The 18,643-nt window shown below is 47.8% G+C and carries 24 protein-coding genes, 1 tRNA gene and 1 pseudogene; 14 read left to right on the forward strand and 12 right to left on the reverse strand.

Annotation, left to right across the window (positions count from 1 at the left end; translation table 11 throughout):
- Nucleotides 1–363 precede the first annotated feature (363 nt).
- A pseudogene (locus NDA06_RS19505) lies at nt 364–654 on the forward strand (GHMP kinase); the annotation flags it as partial.
- A 534-nt stretch (nt 655–1,188) separates the two neighbouring features.
- Complete coding sequence (locus tag NDA06_RS19510) at nt 1,189–2,106, forward strand: UTP--glucose-1-phosphate uridylyltransferase (RefSeq protein WP_242047541.1); 918 nt, start codon at nt 1,189–1,191, stop codon at nt 2,104–2,106.
- 76 nt (nt 2,107–2,182) lie between these two features.
- Here NDA06_RS19510 and purH read toward each other — a convergent pair whose 3' ends face one another.
- From purH to NDA06_RS19530, 4 genes are all read right to left on the reverse strand, one after another.
- Nucleotides 2,183–3,736, reverse strand: a complete 1,554-nt coding sequence (gene purH, locus NDA06_RS19515) for a bifunctional phosphoribosylaminoimidazolecarboxamide formyltransferase/IMP cyclohydrolase (protein ID WP_190986785.1) — start codon at nt 3,734–3,736, stop codon at nt 2,183–2,185.
- Between the two features lie 298 nt (nt 3,737–4,034).
- Complete coding sequence (locus NDA06_RS19520) at nt 4,035–4,559, reverse strand: photosystem I reaction center subunit XI (protein WP_190413986.1); 525 nt, start codon at nt 4,557–4,559, stop codon at nt 4,035–4,037.
- 114 nt (nt 4,560–4,673) lie between these two features.
- Nucleotides 4,674–4,802 carry a photosystem I reaction center subunit IX gene (locus NDA06_RS19525; RefSeq protein ID WP_190413988.1) on the reverse strand — a complete coding sequence of 43 codons (129 nt, stop codon included), beginning with the start codon at nt 4,800–4,802 and terminating at the stop codon, nt 4,674–4,676.
- Between the two features lie 36 nt (nt 4,803–4,838).
- Complete coding sequence (locus tag NDA06_RS19530) at nt 4,839–5,336, reverse strand: Photosystem I reaction center subunit III (RefSeq protein WP_190413990.1); 498 nt, start codon at nt 5,334–5,336, stop codon at nt 4,839–4,841.
- A 102-nt stretch (nt 5,337–5,438) separates the two neighbouring features.
- Here NDA06_RS19530 and tsaD point away from each other — a divergent pair, with 102 nt between their 5' ends.
- Complete coding sequence (gene tsaD / locus NDA06_RS19535) at nt 5,439–6,491, forward strand: tRNA (adenosine(37)-N6)-threonylcarbamoyltransferase complex transferase subunit TsaD (protein WP_190527300.1); 1,053 nt, start codon at nt 5,439–5,441, stop codon at nt 6,489–6,491.
- A 98-nt stretch (nt 6,492–6,589) separates the two neighbouring features.
- Here the strand turns inward: tsaD and NDA06_RS19540 are convergent, their stop codons facing one another.
- Both NDA06_RS19540 and NDA06_RS19545 read right to left on the reverse strand, forming a co-directional pair.
- Nucleotides 6,590–6,961 carry a hypothetical protein gene (locus NDA06_RS19540; RefSeq protein WP_190413995.1) on the reverse strand — a complete coding sequence of 124 codons (372 nt, stop codon included), beginning with the start codon at nt 6,959–6,961 and terminating at the stop codon, nt 6,590–6,592.
- Nucleotides 6,962–7,163: 202 nt separating this feature from the next.
- Nucleotides 7,164–8,132, reverse strand: coding sequence for an alpha/beta hydrolase (locus tag NDA06_RS19545; RefSeq protein ID WP_190986786.1), 969 nt, complete (start codon nt 8,130–8,132; stop codon nt 7,164–7,166).
- Between NDA06_RS19545 and NDA06_RS19550 the strand changes: the two genes are divergently transcribed.
- On the forward strand, nt 8,126–8,284 hold the full coding sequence (locus NDA06_RS19550) for a hypothetical protein (protein ID WP_348251816.1): 159 nt from the start codon (nt 8,126–8,128) through the stop codon (nt 8,282–8,284). The genes NDA06_RS19545 and NDA06_RS19550 overlap by 7 nt on opposite strands.
- A gap of 12 nt (nt 8,285–8,296) precedes the next feature.
- Here NDA06_RS19550 and NDA06_RS19555 read toward each other — a convergent pair whose 3' ends face one another.
- Nucleotides 8,297–9,022, reverse strand: coding sequence for a hypothetical protein (locus tag NDA06_RS19555; protein ID WP_190414000.1), 726 nt, complete (start codon nt 9,020–9,022; stop codon nt 8,297–8,299).
- Nucleotides 9,023–9,277: 255 nt separating this feature from the next.
- Between NDA06_RS19555 and NDA06_RS19560 the strand changes: the two genes are divergently transcribed.
- The 3 genes from NDA06_RS19560 to NDA06_RS19570 all read left to right on the forward strand — a co-directional run bounded on the left by NDA06_RS19560 (nt 9,278) and on the right by NDA06_RS19570 (nt 10,678).
- Nucleotides 9,278–9,493, forward strand: coding sequence for a hypothetical protein (locus NDA06_RS19560; RefSeq protein WP_190414002.1), 216 nt, complete (start codon nt 9,278–9,280; stop codon nt 9,491–9,493).
- 458 nt (nt 9,494–9,951) lie between these two features.
- Nucleotides 9,952–10,479, forward strand: a complete 528-nt coding sequence (locus tag NDA06_RS19565; RefSeq protein WP_190414148.1) for a GNAT family N-acetyltransferase — start codon at nt 9,952–9,954, stop codon at nt 10,477–10,479.
- A 125-nt stretch (nt 10,480–10,604) separates the two neighbouring features.
- A tRNA-Pro gene (locus NDA06_RS19570) sits at nt 10,605–10,678 on the forward strand.
- Nucleotides 10,679–10,730: 52 nt separating this feature from the next.
- On the opposite strand, the gene NDA06_RS19575 is transcribed toward NDA06_RS19570, so the two are convergent.
- Entirely contained in the window at nt 10,731–10,859 is a 129-nt protein-coding gene (locus NDA06_RS19575; protein WP_277878449.1) for a hypothetical protein, read from the reverse strand.
- A 330-nt stretch (nt 10,860–11,189) separates the two neighbouring features.
- On the opposite strand from NDA06_RS19575, the gene NDA06_RS19580 reads away from it, so the two are divergent.
- The 4 genes from NDA06_RS19580 (at nt 11,190) to NDA06_RS19595 (ending at nt 14,482) form a co-directional block, all read left to right on the forward strand.
- Nucleotides 11,190–11,963: a Tic22 family protein gene (locus tag NDA06_RS19580; RefSeq protein ID WP_190527306.1), complete on the forward strand. Its 774-nt coding sequence runs from the start codon at nt 11,190–11,192 to the stop codon at nt 11,961–11,963.
- 106 nt (nt 11,964–12,069) lie between these two features.
- Nucleotides 12,070–12,972, forward strand: a complete 903-nt coding sequence (gene prmC, locus NDA06_RS19585) for a peptide chain release factor N(5)-glutamine methyltransferase (RefSeq protein ID WP_190527308.1) — start codon at nt 12,070–12,072, stop codon at nt 12,970–12,972.
- 42 nt (nt 12,973–13,014) lie between these two features.
- Complete coding sequence (locus NDA06_RS19590; RefSeq protein ID WP_190536599.1) at nt 13,015–13,602, forward strand: L-threonylcarbamoyladenylate synthase; 588 nt, start codon at nt 13,015–13,017, stop codon at nt 13,600–13,602.
- 37 nt (nt 13,603–13,639) lie between these two features.
- Nucleotides 13,640–14,482 (forward strand): sensor histidine kinase, encoded by an 843-nt coding sequence (locus NDA06_RS19595; protein ID WP_190987121.1) that lies wholly within the window; start codon nt 13,640–13,642, stop codon nt 14,480–14,482.
- Here the strand turns inward: NDA06_RS19595 and NDA06_RS19600 are convergent.
- From NDA06_RS19600 to rplU, 4 genes are all read right to left on the reverse strand, one after another.
- Nucleotides 14,466–14,927, reverse strand: a complete 462-nt coding sequence (locus NDA06_RS19600; RefSeq protein WP_190987120.1) for a GNAT family N-acetyltransferase — start codon at nt 14,925–14,927, stop codon at nt 14,466–14,468. The genes NDA06_RS19595 and NDA06_RS19600 overlap by 17 nt on opposite strands.
- 270 nt (nt 14,928–15,197) lie before the next feature.
- Nucleotides 15,198–16,175 (reverse strand): porphobilinogen synthase, encoded by a 978-nt coding sequence (hemB, locus tag NDA06_RS19605; RefSeq protein ID WP_190987119.1) that lies wholly within the window; start codon nt 16,173–16,175, stop codon nt 15,198–15,200.
- Nucleotides 16,176–16,411: 236 nt separating this feature from the next.
- Entirely contained in the window at nt 16,412–16,717 is a 306-nt protein-coding gene (rpmA, locus tag NDA06_RS19610) for a 50S ribosomal protein L27 (RefSeq protein ID WP_190536601.1), read from the reverse strand.
- A gap of 51 nt (nt 16,718–16,768) precedes the next feature.
- Nucleotides 16,769–17,212 carry a 50S ribosomal protein L21 gene (rplU, locus tag NDA06_RS19615; protein WP_190536602.1) on the reverse strand — a complete coding sequence of 148 codons (444 nt, stop codon included), beginning with the start codon at nt 17,210–17,212 and terminating at the stop codon, nt 16,769–16,771.
- A gap of 120 nt (nt 17,213–17,332) precedes the next feature.
- Between rplU and NDA06_RS19620 the strand changes: the two genes are divergently transcribed.
- The 3 genes from NDA06_RS19620 to NDA06_RS19630 all read left to right on the forward strand — a co-directional run bounded on the left by NDA06_RS19620 (nt 17,333) and on the right by NDA06_RS19630 (nt 18,569).
- Complete coding sequence (locus tag NDA06_RS19620) at nt 17,333–17,524, forward strand: hypothetical protein (protein ID WP_190818822.1); 192 nt, start codon at nt 17,333–17,335, stop codon at nt 17,522–17,524.
- 7 nt (nt 17,525–17,531) lie between these two features.
- On the forward strand, nt 17,532–17,969 hold the full coding sequence (locus NDA06_RS19625) for a hypothetical protein (RefSeq protein ID WP_348251817.1): 438 nt from the start codon (nt 17,532–17,534) through the stop codon (nt 17,967–17,969).
- A 66-nt stretch (nt 17,970–18,035) separates the two neighbouring features.
- The gene (locus NDA06_RS19630; RefSeq protein WP_348251818.1) at nt 18,036–18,569 is read left to right on the forward strand and encodes a hypothetical protein; all 534 of its coding nucleotides are present in this window, start codon (nt 18,036–18,038) and stop codon (nt 18,567–18,569) included.
- The last annotated feature ends 74 nt before the right edge of the window (nt 18,570–18,643 follow it).

Below are 18,643 nucleotides of genomic sequence, written 5' to 3' on the forward strand. Positions count from 1 at the left end.
ATTGACTGGTACCGATACCCAACGGGGTGCAAAAAGCCGAATCATCGCGATAGATAAATCGCGTAGATAAAAAGAGCGATCGCTTCAACGCTTGCTCACCACCCAGAGTAGTTTATTACTAGAGGGTGCGAAGATAGCAGCATGAAATTTATGAAAATTTTTGTTCCAGGTCGCCTGTGTCTGTTTGGCGAACACAGCGATTGGGCGGGAGACTATCGCCGCATCAATCCGAATTTAGAAAAAGGCTATACGCTGATCGTCGGGACTAATCAGGGGCTTTATGCCGAGGTTAAGCCTCATCCCACTCATCTGATTTTTCACGCTTCCCTGAGTGACGGCACCCGGAAAACGCTGACTCTGCCGATGGACGCCGAGGTTTTGCTTGCCGAAGCTGAAAAAGGTGATTTCTTTAGTTATGCCGCTGGCGTTGCCTACCAATTTGTGGCTCGTTACCGAGTGGACGGACTGGAAATCGACAATTATCTGACAGATTTGCCAGTTAAGAAAGGTCTTTCCTCCAGTGCTGCGCTGTGCGTCCTCGTAGCTCGTGCTTTCAATCGCGTGTATGACTTAAAAATGACCCTCCGAGACGAAATGGAGTTGGCTTATCAGGGAGAGATTACCACGCCTTCTCGCTGCGGACGGATGGATCAAGCGTGTGCTTATGGCGATCGCCCGATCCTGATGGTTTTTGATGGCGATTCGCCTAGCGGCGATAGCTTCGCTTCACGCTTGGATATTATTGAACTAAAAGTACCCAAAAACCTGTTCTTTGTAATTGTCGATCTCGGTGCTGGGAAAAATACCCAAGAAATACTCAGTAACTTGAATCAGTGTTATCCTTTCGCCAGTAACGAATCCCAAGAGAATGTCCAAAAATATCTTGGCTCCATCAGTTCTCAAATTACTCAAGAAGCAGTAGACGCCTTGCAAAAAGGAGATGCTGAACAAATTGGTATCTTGATGAAAAAGGCACAAATCGAATTTGATAAGCATCTAATTCCCGTCTGTCCTGAGCAATTAACAGCTCCCATCCTGCATAAAATCCTTGATTATGAACCCATTCAGCCCTACATTTGGGGAGGGAAAGGTGTTGGTTCGCAAGGGGATGGTACAGCACAATTTATCGTTAAAGACGAAGAAAGCCAGCAAAAAGTTATTGAAATTATTGAGCGGGATTTTCCTCAAATGCAAGGTTTAAAGCTAACACTTCATGCACGCAAAGTTCGCAAAGCTATAATTCCAGCCGGAGGTTTCGGAACTCGTTTATTTCCAGCTACCAAGGCGGTGAAAAAGGAATTTTTCCCGATTATCGATCGAGAGGGTCGTGCCAAGCCGGTAATTCTAGCAATTGTGGAAGAAGCCATCAGCGCTGGTATAGAAGAAATCGGGATTGTAGTGCAACCAGGCGATCGCGCACTTTTTGAGGAGTTCTTTAAGGCTCCACCTCCAGGCGAACTTTTCAAGAAATTATCGCCGCAAAATCAGGAATATAGCCAGTATCTACAAGATTTAGGCAGCAAAATTACATTTTTGAATCAAGACAAACCAGAAGGCTATGGTTATGCTGTATTCTGTGCCAAAGAATGGGTGAAAGATGAGCCATTTCTGCTGATGCTGGGCGATCATGTTTACTCATCGGACACTGAAACTTCATGTGCAGGTCAACTTTTAGATGCTTACAAACAAGTTAATCAAAGTGTTGTTAGTTTAACGACACTTCCAGAAGAAAGCCTTCATAAATCTGGCTGTGTTACCGGAATTTGGCAGGAATCAAACTCAATCCTTTCAGTAACACAACTTGCAGAAAAGCCTACGGTTGAGTATGCACGCCAGCATCTTCGTGTAGAGGGGATGGCAGAAGATCAATTCTTATGTATCTTTGGTTTGTATATACTCACACCGAAAATATTTGAATTTCTTGAACATAATATTAACAACAACCTCCGCGACCAAAAAGGTGAATTTCAGTTAACATCCTGTCTCGACGACTTGCAACAGGAAGAGGGAATGCTTGGGTATGTTGTCAAAGGTAAATGTTATGACACTGGATTGCCAGATCCCTATCGTCAGACAATGATTGATTTTAGGAATGCAGTGCAGTAGTTAAAAGGGTGAGCGATCGCCATAAAGTATTTGAACCTAGCGATCGCTACCTCCCTCTAACTCTTTCTGTGACTGCTTAATGCAAGAAGTGACGGATGCCTGTTAACACCATCACTAAACCAAGCTCATTGGCAGCCTTAATTGAATCTTGATCGCGCAGACTGCCTCCCGGCTGAACAATCGCTACAATTCCCGCCGCTGCTGCTGTCCGCACCGAGTCATCGAAGGGGAAGAAACCATCGCTGGCAAGCGTGGCACCTGAGGATTTTTCTCCAGCTTGTTCTAGGGCAATTTTGACCGAACCGACGCGATTCATTTGCCCAGCACCCACACCTAAAGTAGTGCGATCGCGCGTTACAACAATCGCGTTAGATTTAACGTGTTTGCAAACTTTCCAGGCGAATAGTAATTCTTCCAGTTGTTCTGGCGTTGGTTGCTTTTCTGTGACGACTTGCCACTGGCTGGCGTTTTCCACCACGTCATCAGAAGCTTGGACGAGGAAACCACCGGCAATAACCTTAACTGTATTTTCTGGCCCAGCCGCCAAGTCTGGCAAAGTCAAAACCCGCACCTTAGACTTAGCCGCCAGAATTTCCTGTGCCTCTGGTTCGCATCCCGGTGCCACGACGCATTCTAAAAATGTTTTGGTCAGTGCTGTCGCTGTGGAGGCGTCAATCGGCTGATTTAGCGCCACAATCCCACCGAAAGCCGAAACCGAATCAGCATTAAAAGCTTTTTCATAAGCCTCAGACAAGCTATTGCCCAAACCTACGCCGCAGGGATTATTGTGCTTGATAATCGTCGCTGCTGGGGTATCGGGAAACTCAGCAATAATCCGCCGCGCTGCTTCCAAATCCACTAAGTTGTTATAACTCAGTTCTTTTCCCTGAAGTTTAGTCGCCGCCGCCCATCCAGACGCAACTGCCCCAGTTTGATACCATGCGGCAGGTTGATGGGGATTTTCCCCATATCGTAGAGATTGCAACTGTTGTCCAGAAAGGTCAAATTGGGTGGGTAGGGGCGATGTATGCGCCTCGACAGGGGATTGATGGGTGAGATAGGTCGCGATCGCCCTGTCATACCCCGCTGTATGCTCAAACGCCTCTCGTGCCCTAGCCCGACGGAACTCAAAGGACACGTCCCCGCCCTGCTGCCGCAATTCCTGCAAGTAGGAATCATACTGGTTTGGGTTAGACAAAACTGTTAGATGTTGGAAGTTTTTTGCAGAAGCCCGTATCATCGCAGGGCCACCAATGTCAATCTGCTCAATCGCTTCCGGCAATGTGACTTCGGCTTTTGCAATCGTCTGTTCAAAAGGATAAAGATTTACCACCACCAAATCAATCGGGCGAATTTGGTTCGCCTCCAAATCTGCCAAATCTTGGGGCACATCCCGACGCGCCAAAATCCCGCCATGAATCCGGGGATGTAGTGTTTTAACGCGCCCCCCCAAAATCTCCGGAGAACCCGTGTAATCAGAAACTTTCGTCACGGGTAGCCCAGCATCTTTAAGGGCTTTAGCCGTTCCACCACTGCTGATTAAATCAAACTCAAATTTTTCAACCAACTGACGGGCAAAGTCGATTAGCCCAGTTTTATCAGATACACTCAGCAGTGCTAGACGCGCCATAACTTCTAAAGTCCCTCTTTTTCCAACCTTACTCAGGATAAATGCGATCGCCCTCATGCACAAACAGAGAACCCTGCCCTCACGGCATGGGCAGGGTTCTTGATTCAAAACAAAGTGAGGAGTTTAAGATAACCGCTTGCCTGGTGGCAAGAAAACGGTTGGTCAGTGGTTTGCCTCAGCCACGACGCCACGCATTTCTGGTTAAACAGATGGGTGGACGCGCAGTGGTAAGCCAGTCGTAACGAACGCTAGAAGACTTGTATAACAGGTGTTTCCAAGCTAGCGATCGCTACTGCTACTACCCAATTTTGAACAGACCTTGAAGCAGTTCCAAATTGGAAATCAGCAGGTAGGCGATTCCCGCACCACCAACTCCACCAATCAGAAAATTACTCGCAAACTCGTTCCAGCCTTCCTGACTATTGAGGGCGTCTGGAGGACGGGGCGTGGTAATCGTTTTAGTGGGGTTGGGGGGATTGCTAGAAGCGTAGAGGGATAGCCCAATCGTCAAAATGATAATCAAGCCAACCGTTGACAGCAAACCTGCCAGGTTCGCGACATCTGTATCGCGCAGAGGACCCAGTTTGGCGAAGGGACCAATCAACCAATAACCATGAGCCATACCAATTTCTAATGCTCGGCGTCCGGGTGACAGCCCTTTGCGATAGGCTGGCAAGTTATTGATGTAAGCCTCTGTGAAACCGGAAGAATTAATCGGCGTTGCTAAATTGCCAATTTGCGGATCGCCAGCTTCATGGACAACTTCCCGATTTCTGGGGTCGTTACGACGATCTTTCGAGTCGCTTATTGCTTGCACTTGCATAATTTCTTCACCTTTTGATGAGCTAGTGCCACTAATTATCGTTGGGTTAAAACTGGAGATGCTTCTATCGTTTGATACAGCATTTTTTAACCAGTCTTGAAAATCCTGCGATCTTTACGGCATTGGATGGAAAAGCAGGTCGGGGAAAATGTAGATAAAGACAGCCAAGAGACTAGCCTGAAGGGATAGCCACACAATAGCCAGAACCGGAGCTAGGGAAAGATACTTGAGGAAATACTGCATGAATCATTCTCCAAAACAGTCAATAATTCAACGTAACTAGCGAATTGAGACAGGAATCTCATCTTCTTTTGCAGTCAATTCACCCGTGAGCAATTCTTTGACTGCTGCCAAAGGCCAAGTGAAGCCACTTAGCATAAAACCAACAGCCCGGGGAACATCCAGTTGGATTTCTTTATACTCTGGGTTTGCCTCTTTTTTCACCGATTGAATATAGGCACGACCAACCCAACCAATCCAACCCGCAATATACAGGAACAGAATGCTGGGAATGATAAAGTCACCGGCACGATCCAGGCGACCATCTACAACCAAGTGGGGTAAACCCTCTGGGCCACACATTGCCTGAGAATAACGTTCAAAACGCTTGCGCCCTGAATCGGGGTCGAAGTTGGTATTGCGGGCGGTTGCAGCACGTTGCTGAAAAGCCTTGGACTGGCTGCATGGCACCAGACCTGATACGTTATCAGCCGATGCCGTTGGGGCAACGCTAAACCAAATACAAAGGGCAAAAATCAAAGCCAACAATCGTTTCATGGGATTGTTTCCTTTTGTTACAAAACGAAAACTTTTAAGTACAAAACAAGGTCATTGTTTGTACGGAAGCAATCATGTATCGATATATTAAAGTACCAGTGAATGTCAACAGTATTAGCGATTGAAACAAGTTGTGACGAAACGGCGGTAGCGATCGTAAAGAATCGTCAAATTTGCAGTAGCATCGTCGCCTCACAAATCCCTGTTCATCGGCAGTATGGCGGGGTTGTGCCAGAAATTGCTTCCCGTCAACACGTCGAAATAATTAACAATTGTTTAGACAAAGCACTCCAAGAAGCGCAGATGGAGTGGGCGTCAATTGATGGTATTGCGGCAACCTGCGCCCCTGGTTTGGTGGGGGCATTGTTGGTGGGGCTGACGGCTGCCAAAACTCTTGCGATTGTCCATCGGAAACCGTTTGTCGGAGTCCATCATCTGGAAGGCCACATATACGCTACTTATTTGAGCGAACCTTCTTTACAGCCGCCTTTTTTATGTCTGCTGGTTTCGGGCGGACACACCAGCTTGATTTATGTAAAAGATTGTGGTGTGTACGAGACACTAGGAGAAACCCGCGATGATGCCGCTGGTGAAGCCTTCGATAAGGTGGCGCGGTTGTTAAATCTGGGTTATCCGGGTGGGCCGGTGATTGACCAACTCGCCCAAGCGGGGAATCCGCAAGCCTATCCTTTGCCGGAAGGGAATGTCGGGGTGCCAGGGGGCGGCTATCATCCCTATGACTCTAGTTTTAGTGGCTTAAAAACAGCTGTGCTGAGACTGGTGCAAAAGTTGCAGCAGGAAGCGTCTCCGTCGCTGCCGGTGAATGACATTGCGGCAAGTTTCCAAGAAAGCGTAGCGCGAAGTCTGACGCGAAGGGCGATCGCCTGCGCCCTCGACTACGGTCTTGATACCATTGCCATCGGTGGCGGTGTCGCCGCCAACAGTGGGCTGAGAAAACACCTGCAAGTCGCTACTGCACAGCGAAACCTGCGGGTGCTATTCCCCCCGCTAAAATTCTGCACTGACAACGCCGCCATGATTGCCTGTGCTGCCGCCGATCATTTGAATCGGGGTCATACTTCCCGATTGACTTTGGGCGTTCAGTCCCGGCTGCCAATTACTGATGTTATGCAGCTTTACCAAACTTCACAGTAGAAGTTTGCATCCAGTTTTGAGGCGCGAGGATGCAATATTTTTCGGGCAAAGCGATCGCGCAATTTCTAAACAGACCTTAAATCAGTCGATTCTCTCGATCATTTTGATGAGTAAGGATGCAATACTTTGGATAGCGCGATCGCCCGGTTTCTGTCTGAAAGCTGCTGCAAATTCAGCTGATTATTCTCATCTAAAAGATTTTCTTTCTGCAAAAGCTCATAAATTGTTAAAGACAGCAGCATTTCTACCTGATTCGCCCGACTGCTGAGCCAATGATGAGTCTCTGCATCCGAGGGAAAGCGCTCAATACACTCATTTGTGTAACGGCGAAACTCTCTGACATCATTTAAAAGCCGAACCAAATAACTAGGACACTCGCAAGCAATTACATCGGCTGCCTCGCAGATAGCCAGCAGATGTTCGTCAGTCAACTCCGAAGAAATTTGAATAGTCTGTTTTGGATCGATCATAATTTCAGCACAAGTATCAGGAAAGCCTTAGATTCATCAGTTGATTGTTCCCTTGCCACTCAGACTAATTACTACTCTTCTGGGAGCGCTCATCGCGATCGCAGTCAAAATCTAAGAAGCGAAAATCAATATCGTTTTTTAGCAGGCACTCCTTTAATCTTAATAAAATTTAAAGATTTATGGTGCAAACAAAACATCTACCTTAAGCGAAGTTGCTAGAATCCGGACAATTAGCTATAATTTTGCGAATTTCGGTAGCAACTGCCTCTGGCTGCTCCACCATCGATAGATGTCCGCAGTCCGGAATTTCCATCACGTTCTCACCACAACCCTGAAATAACGGGTGAAAGCTTGCTAAGTGCCGCACATACTTCGGTTCCATTACCCTATCTTTAGCACCAGCAATAAAATAAACCGGCTGTTTTAGCCGTGACACCACCTGCGGTAAGCGATTGACCTCCGCTTCCGTCGTCGAATCCAGTAAAGTCCCCAGCGCCGCTTCCGGATGAGCCGTAATAAAATCAATCAGTCGCTGTCGTCCCCAGCACCGAGCAATTGGGCGCGCCACTTGCGCCCGTGTAAAAGGCAAATCAATCCCCGGTACATAGCACAGCCAATGGGGACGCCGTTTCAGAAGCTGCTGACCCGCAGCCCGAAATCGCTCGAAGGCCTCCTTCAGATAAATGCCACCTCCAGCATTAATGCAGACGACCCCCTTAACCGAATCAGGTTGCTGGTCTGCCGCCCAAAGGGCAATGCTGCCACCCAACGAATGGCCAATCAGCCAAGCACTAGAGATATTCAGCTTCTGCAACAAAATACCGACTTCTTTGGCATAAGCAGCGGGAGTGTAATTCGAGAGGCTCAACGTAAGAGGCTCTGAAGAGCGAAGAAAGTTCTCCTCTGGCTGACTCTTGCGGACGACTTGCCGACTCTGCACCGGCATTTCTTGACGGGTGAACCCATAATTATCCAGAGGCTGAGAATCACCAAACCCCCGCAAGTCGTAAGACAAACACTGATAATCTGGTGCTATCTGCTCAATCAGGGGTTGCCAGTACCGACGGCTGAGGAGCCAGCCGTGGATAAAGACTAAAACAGGGGTAGATGATGCAATGGGAGGCGTCAAATCGTAGGTGTGCCGAACTCCCAGGATTTCGATAGTTGCCATATTTTGATCCTATCCCGAAGTTCTACCAGATTGGTGAACAAGTCATTGTTATTGGTCATGGCTTACCCCTGCCTTACGAAACGTCTGCTTGTAGGCGCGATCGCTTCGAGAAGCGTAAAGTTAGGACTATTGGACAAAAGACTAATGGCTAAACATTCTAAACATTAAAATCTGCGCCCTAGCAATCGCTGACGCACGCTTTCAGCAATTTTTTGACCTAAATATTCCGGAATCACACTTTCGTTCGGTCCCAATAAGTAAAGAATCAAGCGGGTGCGTCCTCGCCAGACTAGCAAATTGGCATTGACCACCAGCAAATCCTCTTGCCAGATAGCGTACATCACCTTATAAAACAGACCCGGTTGGTTATCCGCCTCAATTAACAGCGCCGGAAGATGGAAAACAGGGTCTACATAAAATTCCGTTTCTACCTGCTCCAAACCGGCATCCAGATTAAATTCCACTGCCAGCATCTCTTCTACTTCAAAGCGCCCAGCCAAAGCTTCCCGAATGGCGCGACAGACATTTTCCGAGGTTTTGTCTGTCAGTGCTTTGCTGCCACGAGACACCACCAGTTTGATGAAAACTAGCATCGGAGGAGCGATTTGACCATATAGACTGAGACTGTGAATGGTCAGCCCGTATGCAGCCAGAACCCCAAAAATATCACTTAGCAGAAAAGATTGGTTGCGGTAAGCAAAATGTAGGGCACTTTTATTGCCTTCGGGTTTCAGCTCAATAACCGCTCTGGTGGTTTTATAGAGCCGATAGGCAAGCCTCAAGTTTTGTAGCTGAATCTCACTGCTGACAAACTGCTCGTAGAACTGAGGAAACGCCCGATTAAAGCGCTTCAGAAGTTCTAGTGTGGATGATTTCAAACCCGTGGCCATATATAGGGCTAAGACTCGCTTGCCAGGTTAAAAGCATTTTGGGAGATAGAGCCAAGTGCCCTTCGCCAAAGAACCTTCTCTTATGGTTAATCTCTCACAAATTTTCCTAAAAAAATTATCCACTCGATACCAACTCCCGGTGGAGTTGAGTAGATTGGTGCAAATAAAGATAACCGGTGCAAGTTCTCCCTTGCCCCTTAGTGAAATAACTCAACATTCGTCGTATCATGACTAGCTGCCCGTACATGATTTTCTTTGTTTTTGCTCACCTGTGCCAACGCGATGTGGCATCCAGGAAGTAACCAGTCAAAAGCTGCCTCTGTTTCTCAGTTCTTCTGTTGCTCTTGTCTCCAGTCATCAGCCAAAAACTTGTGCCTAGCTGCACGATGGCTTGGCGAGACGGTAGCTTCTCCCGACCGACAATTCAAGGAAATCGGGATTGCTGTGGAGCTGCGGAGTATTAACCCGTAGAATTCAGTCTAACTAATGTATTGCCAGTATTGCCGAATGCGCCCTAAACCACACAATGCCGCACCCGCTCCAGATCGGGGAGTGCGTGTAATGGTTTAAAAGGTAGCGCAATTGTGTTATCATTTTTTTCGTGATGTTTGGGCTAGATTCGTTGAAATAAGAGGGATGGAGATACTGAGACTGTATCACTCTCCAAGAGTGTACGTGACTCCCCCGCGTCAATTGATTGCACGAGATTGATTCGTTCCTCAGATTGCTTCGTTTCTCGCAACCGAACACCGGAAGTAAATCCTGTAGAGATTAGATATTTGGTACTTGCAGGGAAACCTGAAAGTGTTGGAATTGGTCTCTTCGATCAGGAAGTCTCAGATCGCGTGTTAGCACGCGGTGCGAAGCACGGTTGGGAATTCCCCAGACTGCTGGGAACTGGAGAATGTAAATACCTTAACCACACCTGCATGGGTTTTTGGAAAAGCTTGTTTAGCGGTTCTGATGGTAGCACTGCGTCGAAGCCGACGCTGGGGGAGGGGGATGTTGTAGAAGGTACAGGCGATCGCACGGGCAGCGGCTCTCGGATATTTTTCAGCACCGAACGCGACATTGACCTTTATGAACTCGAAGAACTCTGCGATGCGGTCGGGTGGTCCCGGCGTCCGCTACGCAAGGTCAAGAAAGCAATCGAACATAGTTTTTTGGTAGTTTCGATGTGGGAAGTGCGAGGAACCCAGCGAAGGCTGGTAGGCTTTTCCCGCGCCACTTCCGATCATGCCTTCAATGCCACCATTTGGGATGTGGTAGTTCACCCAGATTTTCAAGGCAAAGGACTGGGGAAGGCGTTGATGAAGTACGCGATCAAGAAGCTACGCAGTGAAGACATTAGCAACATTACTCTGTTCGCTGACCCCCAGGTGGTGGATTTCTACCGGGGCCTGAATTTTATTGCCGACCCGGAAGGAATTAAAGGGATGTTTTGGTATCCAGATTAGTTTGTGAATTCTTTACTCCAAATATCGGCTAAATAAGCTATAATAACCAGAGGTCACTGGCAGGCGTGTCAGGGGAGTTAAACACCCAAGACCCGATCGGCTGATAGCCCATCGCTGAATTTCACCGGGATGTAGCGCAGCTTGGTAGCGCGCCTGCTTTGGGAGCAGGATGCCGCAGGTTCAAATCCTGTCATCCCGATTTTTAGTAGTAAAAAGAGTTAGCCCCAAACCTGCCAAGGTTAGAGGGAATCTCAATAATTTTCAGGTGTTGCTGTCTGACACCCTGCTGAAATTCCTTTGAGGACTTCGGGAGGTGATTCATGCAGATTTTTCCCTGGTAAATTGGGAGATAAGTTGGCTGACGATTGCGTGGAACTCATCCTAATCTTACATAGTCATAGAGGGTTACAATTCGCCATTCATTCCTTCAGTAATTTGGGAATTCCATTTCCGAGTATGCAGCATTGAGAATGAATAAATAGCGAGTTCAGGCATCAAATTGACCCTTGGTGCCAAGAATTAGGACATGGGGAGTTAAACAGTTCAAAAATGACAGTCGCAACAAAACAGTAGAATCGATAAAGTTTAGTTGGCAATAAACTTTGACCCGTTCATTCGGGTACTGCTAGAGCGAAGAAACATTATCGCCTTGTCTCGACTCTATTATTGGTAAGGCGGGGTATTCAACGAAAAATTTTGAGGGAATTGTGATGAGATCATTAGTTCGATTGAGCGCAACACTGGGTTTAGTGGGAAGTGTTGTACTGGGAGCGCTGCCCGGTTTAGAAACGCTGCGGGCGCTGGCATTGCCAGAACAACAGATTCTAGAAAAGTTGCAAGCTGTGCCCGTGTTTACGATCACCGATCCTCAAGGTTCTCCATTAGTTGCTTCAGTGAATGAGGGGCAAAAGAAGACCGCAGTGGCAGGTGTTTTTATCAGCCAGCAAGATGCTCAAACATTTATCGAACGGTTGAAGAAGCAAAATGCTCAACTAGCAAGTACGGTGAAGGTGGTACCCGTATCGCTGGGAGACGTTTACAAACTGGATCAAGCGAATGCAGCCAAGCCAGATGGTCTGGATTTTGCTTTCGTACCCACCCAGCAGCAGGTAGATTCAGCAAAAGCCATCCTGAGTCAAAGCGGCAAACCCGTGCAAAATTTTGATGGGGTTCCTTTGTTTGTGGCAAGAGGCGGAAAGGATAAGGGGTATTTGACCTTACAACGAGACAATAAACCCATCATTCCTTTCTTCTTTAGCAAAGAAGAATTACAGAGTATGCTGGATCGATTCAAACAGCAACAGCCAGGTCTGGCATCTACAGTGGAAATTCAGGTGGTGAATCTGGAGGGTGTAATTGAAACTTTACGCACCAGCAATAATCAGCAGCTGAACAACATTGTACTGGTTCCACCCAAAGCGTCAGTGGACTTTGTGCGATCGCGTGGTCCTGCCCCCGCGAATTCTCAGCAACAACGTCGCTAAAGCGGTAAATAGACAAAAGAATCAAAGATAAAAGATAAAGTATGAAGGATAAACTTCATACTTTATCTTTTATCTTTTTTCCTTGATTCTGGTGTTTTGCTTGGGTATGGTTTCAGGTATAGAACTTTGGAAGTGGCGCAACTGGGCGCGGGATGCTGCCAAATCCGCGGACGTTGACCCAACAGAAGTAGACTGGTTGCTGCGAGAAGTCGCCGCTCTAGATCGGTTGGCGCTGCGGTTGGAGTCTTTCAAAGACAAAACCCAGATAAAATTACCGATGCCGTTGCCGGAGTTAACCCAGATGTGGCAACGGCGTCTGGATGAGCGGTTGCCAGTTCAGTACCTGGCTGGTGTTGCTCCCTGGCGTCATTTTTCTCTGTTTGTTTCACCAGCAGTATTGATTCCGCGACCGGAAACAGAGTATCTGATTGATTTGGCGGTTGCCGCTGCTGCTCAGAGTGGAGCCTCCCCGCCCTTACAGCAAGGACATTGGGCAGATTTAGGAACTGGCAGTGGCGCGATCGCTCTCGGACTCGCAGATGCCTTTCCATCTGCCACTCTCCACGCGGTTGATTATAGTCCGGCTGCTCTAGCGATCGCTCAACAGAATGCCCAGCAACTGGGTTTAGCGGCTCGCATTCAGTTTTACCAAGGTTCTTGGTGGCAGCCGTTGTCCGCCCTAAAACGTCAGCTCAGCGGCATGGTATCAAACCCACCTTATATTCCCAGTCATTTGCTGCCTTCCCTGCAACCGGAAGTGGCGAAACACGAACCCCACCTCGCCCTCGACGGTGGCACAGATGGCTTAGATTGCATCCGCCACTTGGTAGAAATAGCGCCAGACTATCTGCGACCGGGCGGTATTTGGCTAATTGAGATGATGGCGGGACAAGCCGATGCAGTTGCTCAACTGTTGCAAGATCGAGGCAGTTACTGCAAAATTCAAATTCACGCCGATTTAGCTGGGATTGAACGCTTTGCCTTAGCCTATCGGAAACCCGATGAGTGATGAATTTGAGGGGATTTATTCAAAACTCAAAACTCTAAAAAAATGACACAAGTTTCAATGGCAGCCTTGATAGAAGGCGCTCGTTCTGGGAGTTTGGTTAGCTTTCCCACCGATACTGTACCAGCACTAGCAGTGCAGCCGGATCGGTCAGAGTTAATTTTTGCAGCAAAGCAGCGGCGGCAAGATAAACCGCTGATTTTAATGGGCGCAAACGCTTTAGATTTGTGGGATTTTGTCAAGGGAAGTCCAGCTGAATGGCAGATTTGGCAACAAGTTGCTGACCAATACTGGCCTGGTGCTTTGACTTTAGTGTTGCCAGCCTCAGCGTGCGTTCCTAAAGCGATGAATCCATCTGACCCGACCACGATTGGGTTGCGAGTGCCGAATTCTGGCGTCGCGCTCTCAATTTTGTCGCAAACTGGCCCCTTAGCAACCACCAGCGCTAACCGTTCGGGGGAGCCACCTTTAGAAACGATGGCAGAAATCGCAGCGCAGTTTCCCGATGTCCTGACGCTATTCCCTTCGGAATCAGAAACAACGCTGACGGCTGGTGTTCCTTCCACCGTCGCCAAATGGACGGGCAGTGGCTGGGAAATCTTGCGGCAAGGAGCGGTTAAATTGGTAGTTTAATCGACTTAGCTAATCAGCAAAACTGGTAATTATATTTATGCCCCAAGACGCGAATCCGGACGTGACAACCATCCTGGAGGAACTTAAGCAAACCCAGATGGCGTACCACATGGCAACAGAAATGAGCCAGTTTAAAGCTGGATTTTTGGCGCGGACTTCTCATGAATTGCGATCGCCCCTCAACAGTTTGATTGGCTTGCATCAGTTGATTTTGTCCGATTTGTGTGACGACCCAGAAGAAGAACGAGAATTTATTGCTCAGGCTCACGCCTCTGCGCTGAAGCTGATGCAACTGATAGACGAAATTATCGCTGTTGCCAAAACTCAACACGGCACCAGTCGGATAGAGATTCAACCCGTCGAGCTTGCCAAGGTTTTAGAGGAAGTCTACAACTTGACTCACCTGCAAGCAGCGAATCGGAGTATCCGCCTTGAGGTATCGCCACCCGATCGAGAGATTTACGTTCTGGCAGATCCGCGACGATTGCAGCAAGTGCTGCTAAATCTGGTTGATACCGCGATCGCTCGCATGAATGAAGGCAACATTCGGGTTTGGGTTCCCTCCTCACCAGCATCTGGGTACATCCACATCTGGATTGATGCCGAGTGCCCCGTCAGCGTCTGGAGCGAGCCAGTTGATTTGCTCAAAGAGCAAAAGACGTCGGAATTGGGAGGGGCACCCAGAAAAGGAGCACCCCGACAAATGCCACAGCTATCCGAGGGGATGAACTTACTGATTGCTCAAACCCTCATCGAAGTGATGCAGGGACGCCTGGAAGTAGTGGCAGCGCAACCAGCAGATGCCTCTAATACTTCAGCCGCCCAGAATCTCACCCGGCTTCAGTTTTCGCTTCCCCTAGTGCCTATTGAGACGACATAACCTGGGCAGGCAGAGGCTCGGTCAGCGGCTGGTTGTTATACAGCACCATCGTCGTACTGGGGTTGCTACATTCAAAACCGATGCGCGTGTAAAAGCCCTGTTGATAAGTCGTCATCAGGTAGACCCGCTCTACCCGACTGACACGAGGATGGCTCAAGACTGTTTCCACCAACTTGCGTCCGAGTCCTGCGCCTTGGTATGCCGGATGTACGACCACATCCCAGATAGTGGCACGGTAAACGCCATCGGAAGTCGCTCTGGCAAATCCAATCAGCTTGTTTTCGTCCCAGACGCTAATCACAGGTTCGCTATTGGCGATCGCAACTTTTAAATCTTCAATTTGCCGGTTCTGTGCCCAGAAGGCAGCTAAGTGAAACAGCTCTTGCAGTTGTTGAAAGTCGATTTGTGATTTACGGTCACAAAATTGAATATGACTGCAATCCATCGTCATCAATAATTTAGAGTCTCGTACTGGCTCATTCTACTCATCAACACACTGGGGATTGGTGTTCAATTGCACCGAATTTCTGTAATTTGCCGCTTTTTTAGCGAAATCTACCGTTTAGCTTACTCATATCCAACCCTAAATCTGTACCGCCAGACGGATTCCTTTTGAACATAAGTAGCTACCTAAGAATGCTGGATGAAATGCGAAGGATGAAAATGCCTAGTTCTAGGCGAATCTGTTGTTTTTTTCATCCTTCACCCTGACTTCCTACAACCAACGGGCGGCATCTTTGGCGTGGTAGGTGAGAATCAAATCAGCTCCAGCCCGCTTGAAGCTGGTTAAAGTTTCCATCACGACTCGCTGTTCGTCAATCCAGCCATTGAGGGCAGCGGCTTTCACCATCGCGTATTCGCCGGAGACATTGTAAGCGGCTACCGGCAAGTTGCTGGCTTCTTTCACCCGCCAGATGATGTCCATATAGGCAAGCGCCGGTTTCACCATCAGCATATCTGCCCCTTCTGCAATATCGAGTTCGATTTCTTTGAGGGCTTCGCGGGCATTGCCGGGGTCCATCTGGTAAGTTCTGCGATCGCCAAACTGCGGTGTTGAATCAGCCGCATCGCGGAAAGGGCCATAATAAGCCGAAGCATATTTGGCAGCGTAAGAGAGAATCGGTGTATCGTGGAATCCTGCTGCATCCAATCCTTCCCGAATCGCCTGCACAAAACCGTCCATCATCCCAGACGGAGCGATAATATCAGCGCCAGCCTTGGCTTGAGACACTGCTGTTTTCTTGAGCAATTCTAGCGTCGGGTCATTTAACACCCGTCCTGTCAAGTCGCCCACTTCCAGATAACCGCAGTGACCGTGACTGGTATATTCGCACAAGCAAGTATCGGCAATGACTACTAAATCCGGCACCGCTTCTTTCACTGCCGTGGAAGCTTTTTGGACAATCCCACAATCGTGCCACGCACCCGTCGCATCTACATCCTTATCTGCGGGAATGCCAAAAAGAATGATCGCGGGAATGCCGAGGTCATAGACTTCTTTTGCCTCTTCCACAATTTTGTCTACCGACAGCTGGTAGACTCCTGGCATCGATTTCACTTCCTTAGCAATGCCCTCTCCCGGCACGGCAAACAGAGGGTAGATTAGGTCACTCGTGGCAAGAACCGTTTCACGCACCATCCGGCGCAGCTGGGTTGAGGTACGAAGGCGGCGAGGGCGATGAATGGGAAACATGGCGTTAGTGTAGTGAATAGTTGTTAGTAACTAAAGCGGTCTAAAAAAGTAACAATTTGTCACATTGAGCCAAGCAAAATATTGAGATGAAATTTTTCGCTGGCACTCAGAATCACATATTACGTTTATTTTGACCAACCAGCGCGATCGCTGATAAAAAAATGCCGAATAAAAAGAGGGGCAATTTATAAATTGCCCCTCCTTTCTTAATCTATCCAACTACTAGGTCTGGATACTTATACCTGAGCCGGAACGGGTGCATTCTCAGGGGATGCTTCTGCCACCGCTGGCACAGCGTAAACGCTTACCTTCTTGCGGGTTCTGTCCTTCCGTTCAAAGGTCACGATGCCATCAATGAGGGCAAACAAGGTATAGTCTTTGCCCACACCGACATTATTGCCAGGGTGAAACGAAGTTCCCCGCTGACGCACCAAAATACTGCCTGCTCTCACGGTCTGACCGCCGAAACGCTTGACGCCTAAGCGTTGAGCATTAGAATCACGACCGTTGCGAGTACTACCTGTACCTTTCTTATGAGCCATAATTTCCTCACTTGTCCTTACTACTTACTATTCTGCTGTAGTCTCAGCGATTTACTCGGTCGCAGCGCTCTCGGTATCTGTCTCATCAACAACCACCGTTGCCACAGCTTCTTGAGCTTCTTCTGATTCGTCAGCGGCGGCGGTTTGGGAAGCCTGTTGTTCGGAAGCCACCACTGAGCCATTGATGCTGATGGAGTTAATCATCAGCTGGGTGATTTCCTGGCGATGTCCTTTCTTGCGGCGGGTTTTCTTTTTGGGCTTCATCTTGTAGACGATGACCTTCTTCCCACGCCGGTGTCTCATCACCGTGCATTCTACCGTCGCCCCTTCGATGAAAGGTTGACCGATGGTCACATCGCCGTCGTTCTGAACGAACAAAACCTTATCAATGGTAACTTGGGTGTCTGGTTCTGAGGGAAGCAGTTCGATGTCGTAAAAGCGACCTGGTTCGACTCTCAGCTGTTTGCCGCCAGTTTCAATAATTGCGTAACTCATGGGATAGTCCTAGGGGTTGCCGTACAGGTAGCTGAATAGGTGATTGTCAGTTGTCTTTTGTCTTTAGATTCAGTCTTTAGATTCGCTTCTATAGACCCATGACTAATGACTTCTTGACCAATGACCAATCAGCTTTTGGAATGTCTCAACCTGATCCGAGCAGGAATAGACAGACAATCTTTCATCATCCATGATTACCTGGAACTGTGTCAAGTAAGCGATCGCTCTTTCTCCAAAAAATATGAGAAATACCCGACTGAGGGCAGATGCTTAATCGTTGAGTTATCTTCGACTCATCAGCACGGAGAGTAGCGATCGCATGACGAACCTCAAAGAGATTTGGCAGTTTTTTAACACTGATATTCGGGAACTAGGGAAACCCGGAGATGTCGCTGAGACAGGGACAGAGATTACTAAATTCGCGCTGGAATTCGGACTAGCTTTAGGTTTGTTCTCTGCAATTGCGGGTTCTGCGGGAATTCCTATTGCTATAGCAGGGCTATCAGGGACGAAACTAGCGATACAAGGCGTGAGGCTGTACCGCAAAAAGACGAATCAAGAGCCATCCCTAGAGGAATGGGTAGCGATCGCATCTCCCCTGGCTTATCTAGAAAGCTTTAATGAATTAGTGCAAAGTAATGACTTATTACAGCAAGTCAATTTACAGCCAGCTAATTTACAGCTAGCAAGTGCAACGCCTACCACAAATATCGCTCAACAGCAAAACGCAAAACTGGGAGAATTTCAACTAGATTAACATCTCGCTAGGAATGTTCTCACCTGCTTCCACGAATCGGAATTAGCCCAAGTTTTAAATCAAGTATTGTCGAACCAACTGCAACAAGCAGGAATAAATAAGCAGGAAGCTGAGATTTTAACAGCTTGGGTTGCTTGGAAGACTCATCAACATCTGAAAAAAGCTTTAGAAGATGCTGAGGATTCTGTCAGACAACGGGCGGAATTATATTTAGCTGGCAGGCGACAAGAATCGGACAAATACTATAGTATCAATACTTATTTAGATGAGCAGATTTCTTCAAAGCCGCTAGAGACAGTATTTGCTGAAAGCTTCACTTTCAAAGATATTTACGTGCCGCTGAAAGCAAGTCCAGTAAATGCCAATGGTGAGGTTAATAAAAATGCGACCCCATTTGAGGTCGAAAGCTGGGCAAAGGAGATACTAGCAGATGCCCAGAAACAAGACAAGGTGATGTTTATCCAAGGGGGGCCGGGAAGAGGTAAAAGTGTTTTTTGTCGGATGTTTGCTGACTGGGTGCGGCAGCATTTGCATCCAGTTTGGACACCAATCTTGATTCGGTTGCGAGATAAGTGCTTATGTAAAATAAATTACACATAATAAAAAGTAGAATAAGCTAAAACAAAAGTCAAGAAAACAAGAGACTTATGAGATTTATTAGAGATTTAAGCCGC

It is taken from the genome of Trichocoleus sp. ST-U1 (assembly GCF_039961835.1).
Classification (GTDB): Bacteria; Cyanobacteriota; Cyanobacteriia; order Cyanobacteriales; family FACHB-T130; genus FACHB-T130.

Excerpts from the sequence above, each read along its gene's own strand:
- NDA06_RS19530 (WP_190413990.1), bottom strand. The coding sequence starts at position 5,336 with ATGAAACGATTGTTGGCTTTGATTTTTGCCCTTTGTATTTGGTTTAGC.
- purH (WP_190986785.1), bottom strand. The coding sequence starts at position 3,736 with ATGGCGCGTCTAGCACTGCTGAGTGTATCTGATAAAACTGGGCTAATC.
- NDA06_RS19575 (WP_277878449.1), bottom strand. The coding sequence starts at position 10,859 with ATGAGTTCCACGCAATCGTCAGCCAACTTATCTCCCAATTTACCAGGG.
- NDA06_RS19510 (WP_242047541.1), top strand. The coding sequence starts at position 1,189 with ATGCAAGGTTTAAAGCTAACACTTCATGCACGCAAAGTTCGCAAAGCT.
- prmC (WP_190527308.1), top strand. The coding sequence starts at position 12,070 with ATGGTTTCAGGTATAGAACTTTGGAAGTGGCGCAACTGGGCGCGGGAT.
- NDA06_RS19545 (WP_190986786.1), bottom strand. The coding sequence starts at position 8,132 with ATGGCAACTATCGAAATCCTGGGAGTTCGGCACACCTACGATTTGACG.
- NDA06_RS19555 (WP_190414000.1), bottom strand. The coding sequence starts at position 9,022 with ATGGCCACGGGTTTGAAATCATCCACACTAGAACTTCTGAAGCGCTTT.
- NDA06_RS19600 (WP_190987120.1), bottom strand. The coding sequence starts at position 14,927 with ATGGATTGCAGTCATATTCAATTTTGTGACCGTAAATCACAAATCGAC.
- tsaD (WP_190527300.1), top strand. The coding sequence starts at position 5,439 with ATGTCAACAGTATTAGCGATTGAAACAAGTTGTGACGAAACGGCGGTA.
- NDA06_RS19520 (WP_190413986.1), bottom strand. The coding sequence starts at position 4,559 with ATGCAAGTGCAAGCAATAAGCGACTCGAAAGATCGTCGTAACGACCCC.
- NDA06_RS19620 (WP_190818822.1), top strand. The coding sequence starts at position 17,333 with ATGACCAATCAGCTTTTGGAATGTCTCAACCTGATCCGAGCAGGAATA.
- NDA06_RS19625 (WP_348251817.1), top strand. The coding sequence starts at position 17,532 with ATGACGAACCTCAAAGAGATTTGGCAGTTTTTTAACACTGATATTCGG.
- NDA06_RS19565 (WP_190414148.1), top strand. The coding sequence starts at position 9,952 with ATGGGTTTTTGGAAAAGCTTGTTTAGCGGTTCTGATGGTAGCACTGCG.
- NDA06_RS19590 (WP_190536599.1), top strand. The coding sequence starts at position 13,015 with ATGACACAAGTTTCAATGGCAGCCTTGATAGAAGGCGCTCGTTCTGGG.
- NDA06_RS19580 (WP_190527306.1), top strand. The coding sequence starts at position 11,190 with ATGAGATCATTAGTTCGATTGAGCGCAACACTGGGTTTAGTGGGAAGT.
- NDA06_RS19540 (WP_190413995.1), bottom strand. The coding sequence starts at position 6,961 with ATGATCGATCCAAAACAGACTATTCAAATTTCTTCGGAGTTGACTGAC.
- rplU (WP_190536602.1), bottom strand. The coding sequence starts at position 17,212 with ATGAGTTACGCAATTATTGAAACTGGCGGCAAACAGCTGAGAGTCGAA.
- rpmA (WP_190536601.1), bottom strand. The coding sequence starts at position 16,717 with ATGGCTCATAAGAAAGGTACAGGTAGTACTCGCAACGGTCGTGATTCT.
- NDA06_RS19595 (WP_190987121.1), top strand. The coding sequence starts at position 13,640 with ATGCCCCAAGACGCGAATCCGGACGTGACAACCATCCTGGAGGAACTT.
- NDA06_RS19525 (WP_190413988.1), bottom strand. The coding sequence starts at position 4,802 with ATGCAGTATTTCCTCAAGTATCTTTCCCTAGCTCCGGTTCTGGCTATT.
- hemB (WP_190987119.1), bottom strand. The coding sequence starts at position 16,175 with ATGTTTCCCATTCATCGCCCTCGCCGCCTTCGTACCTCAACCCAGCTG.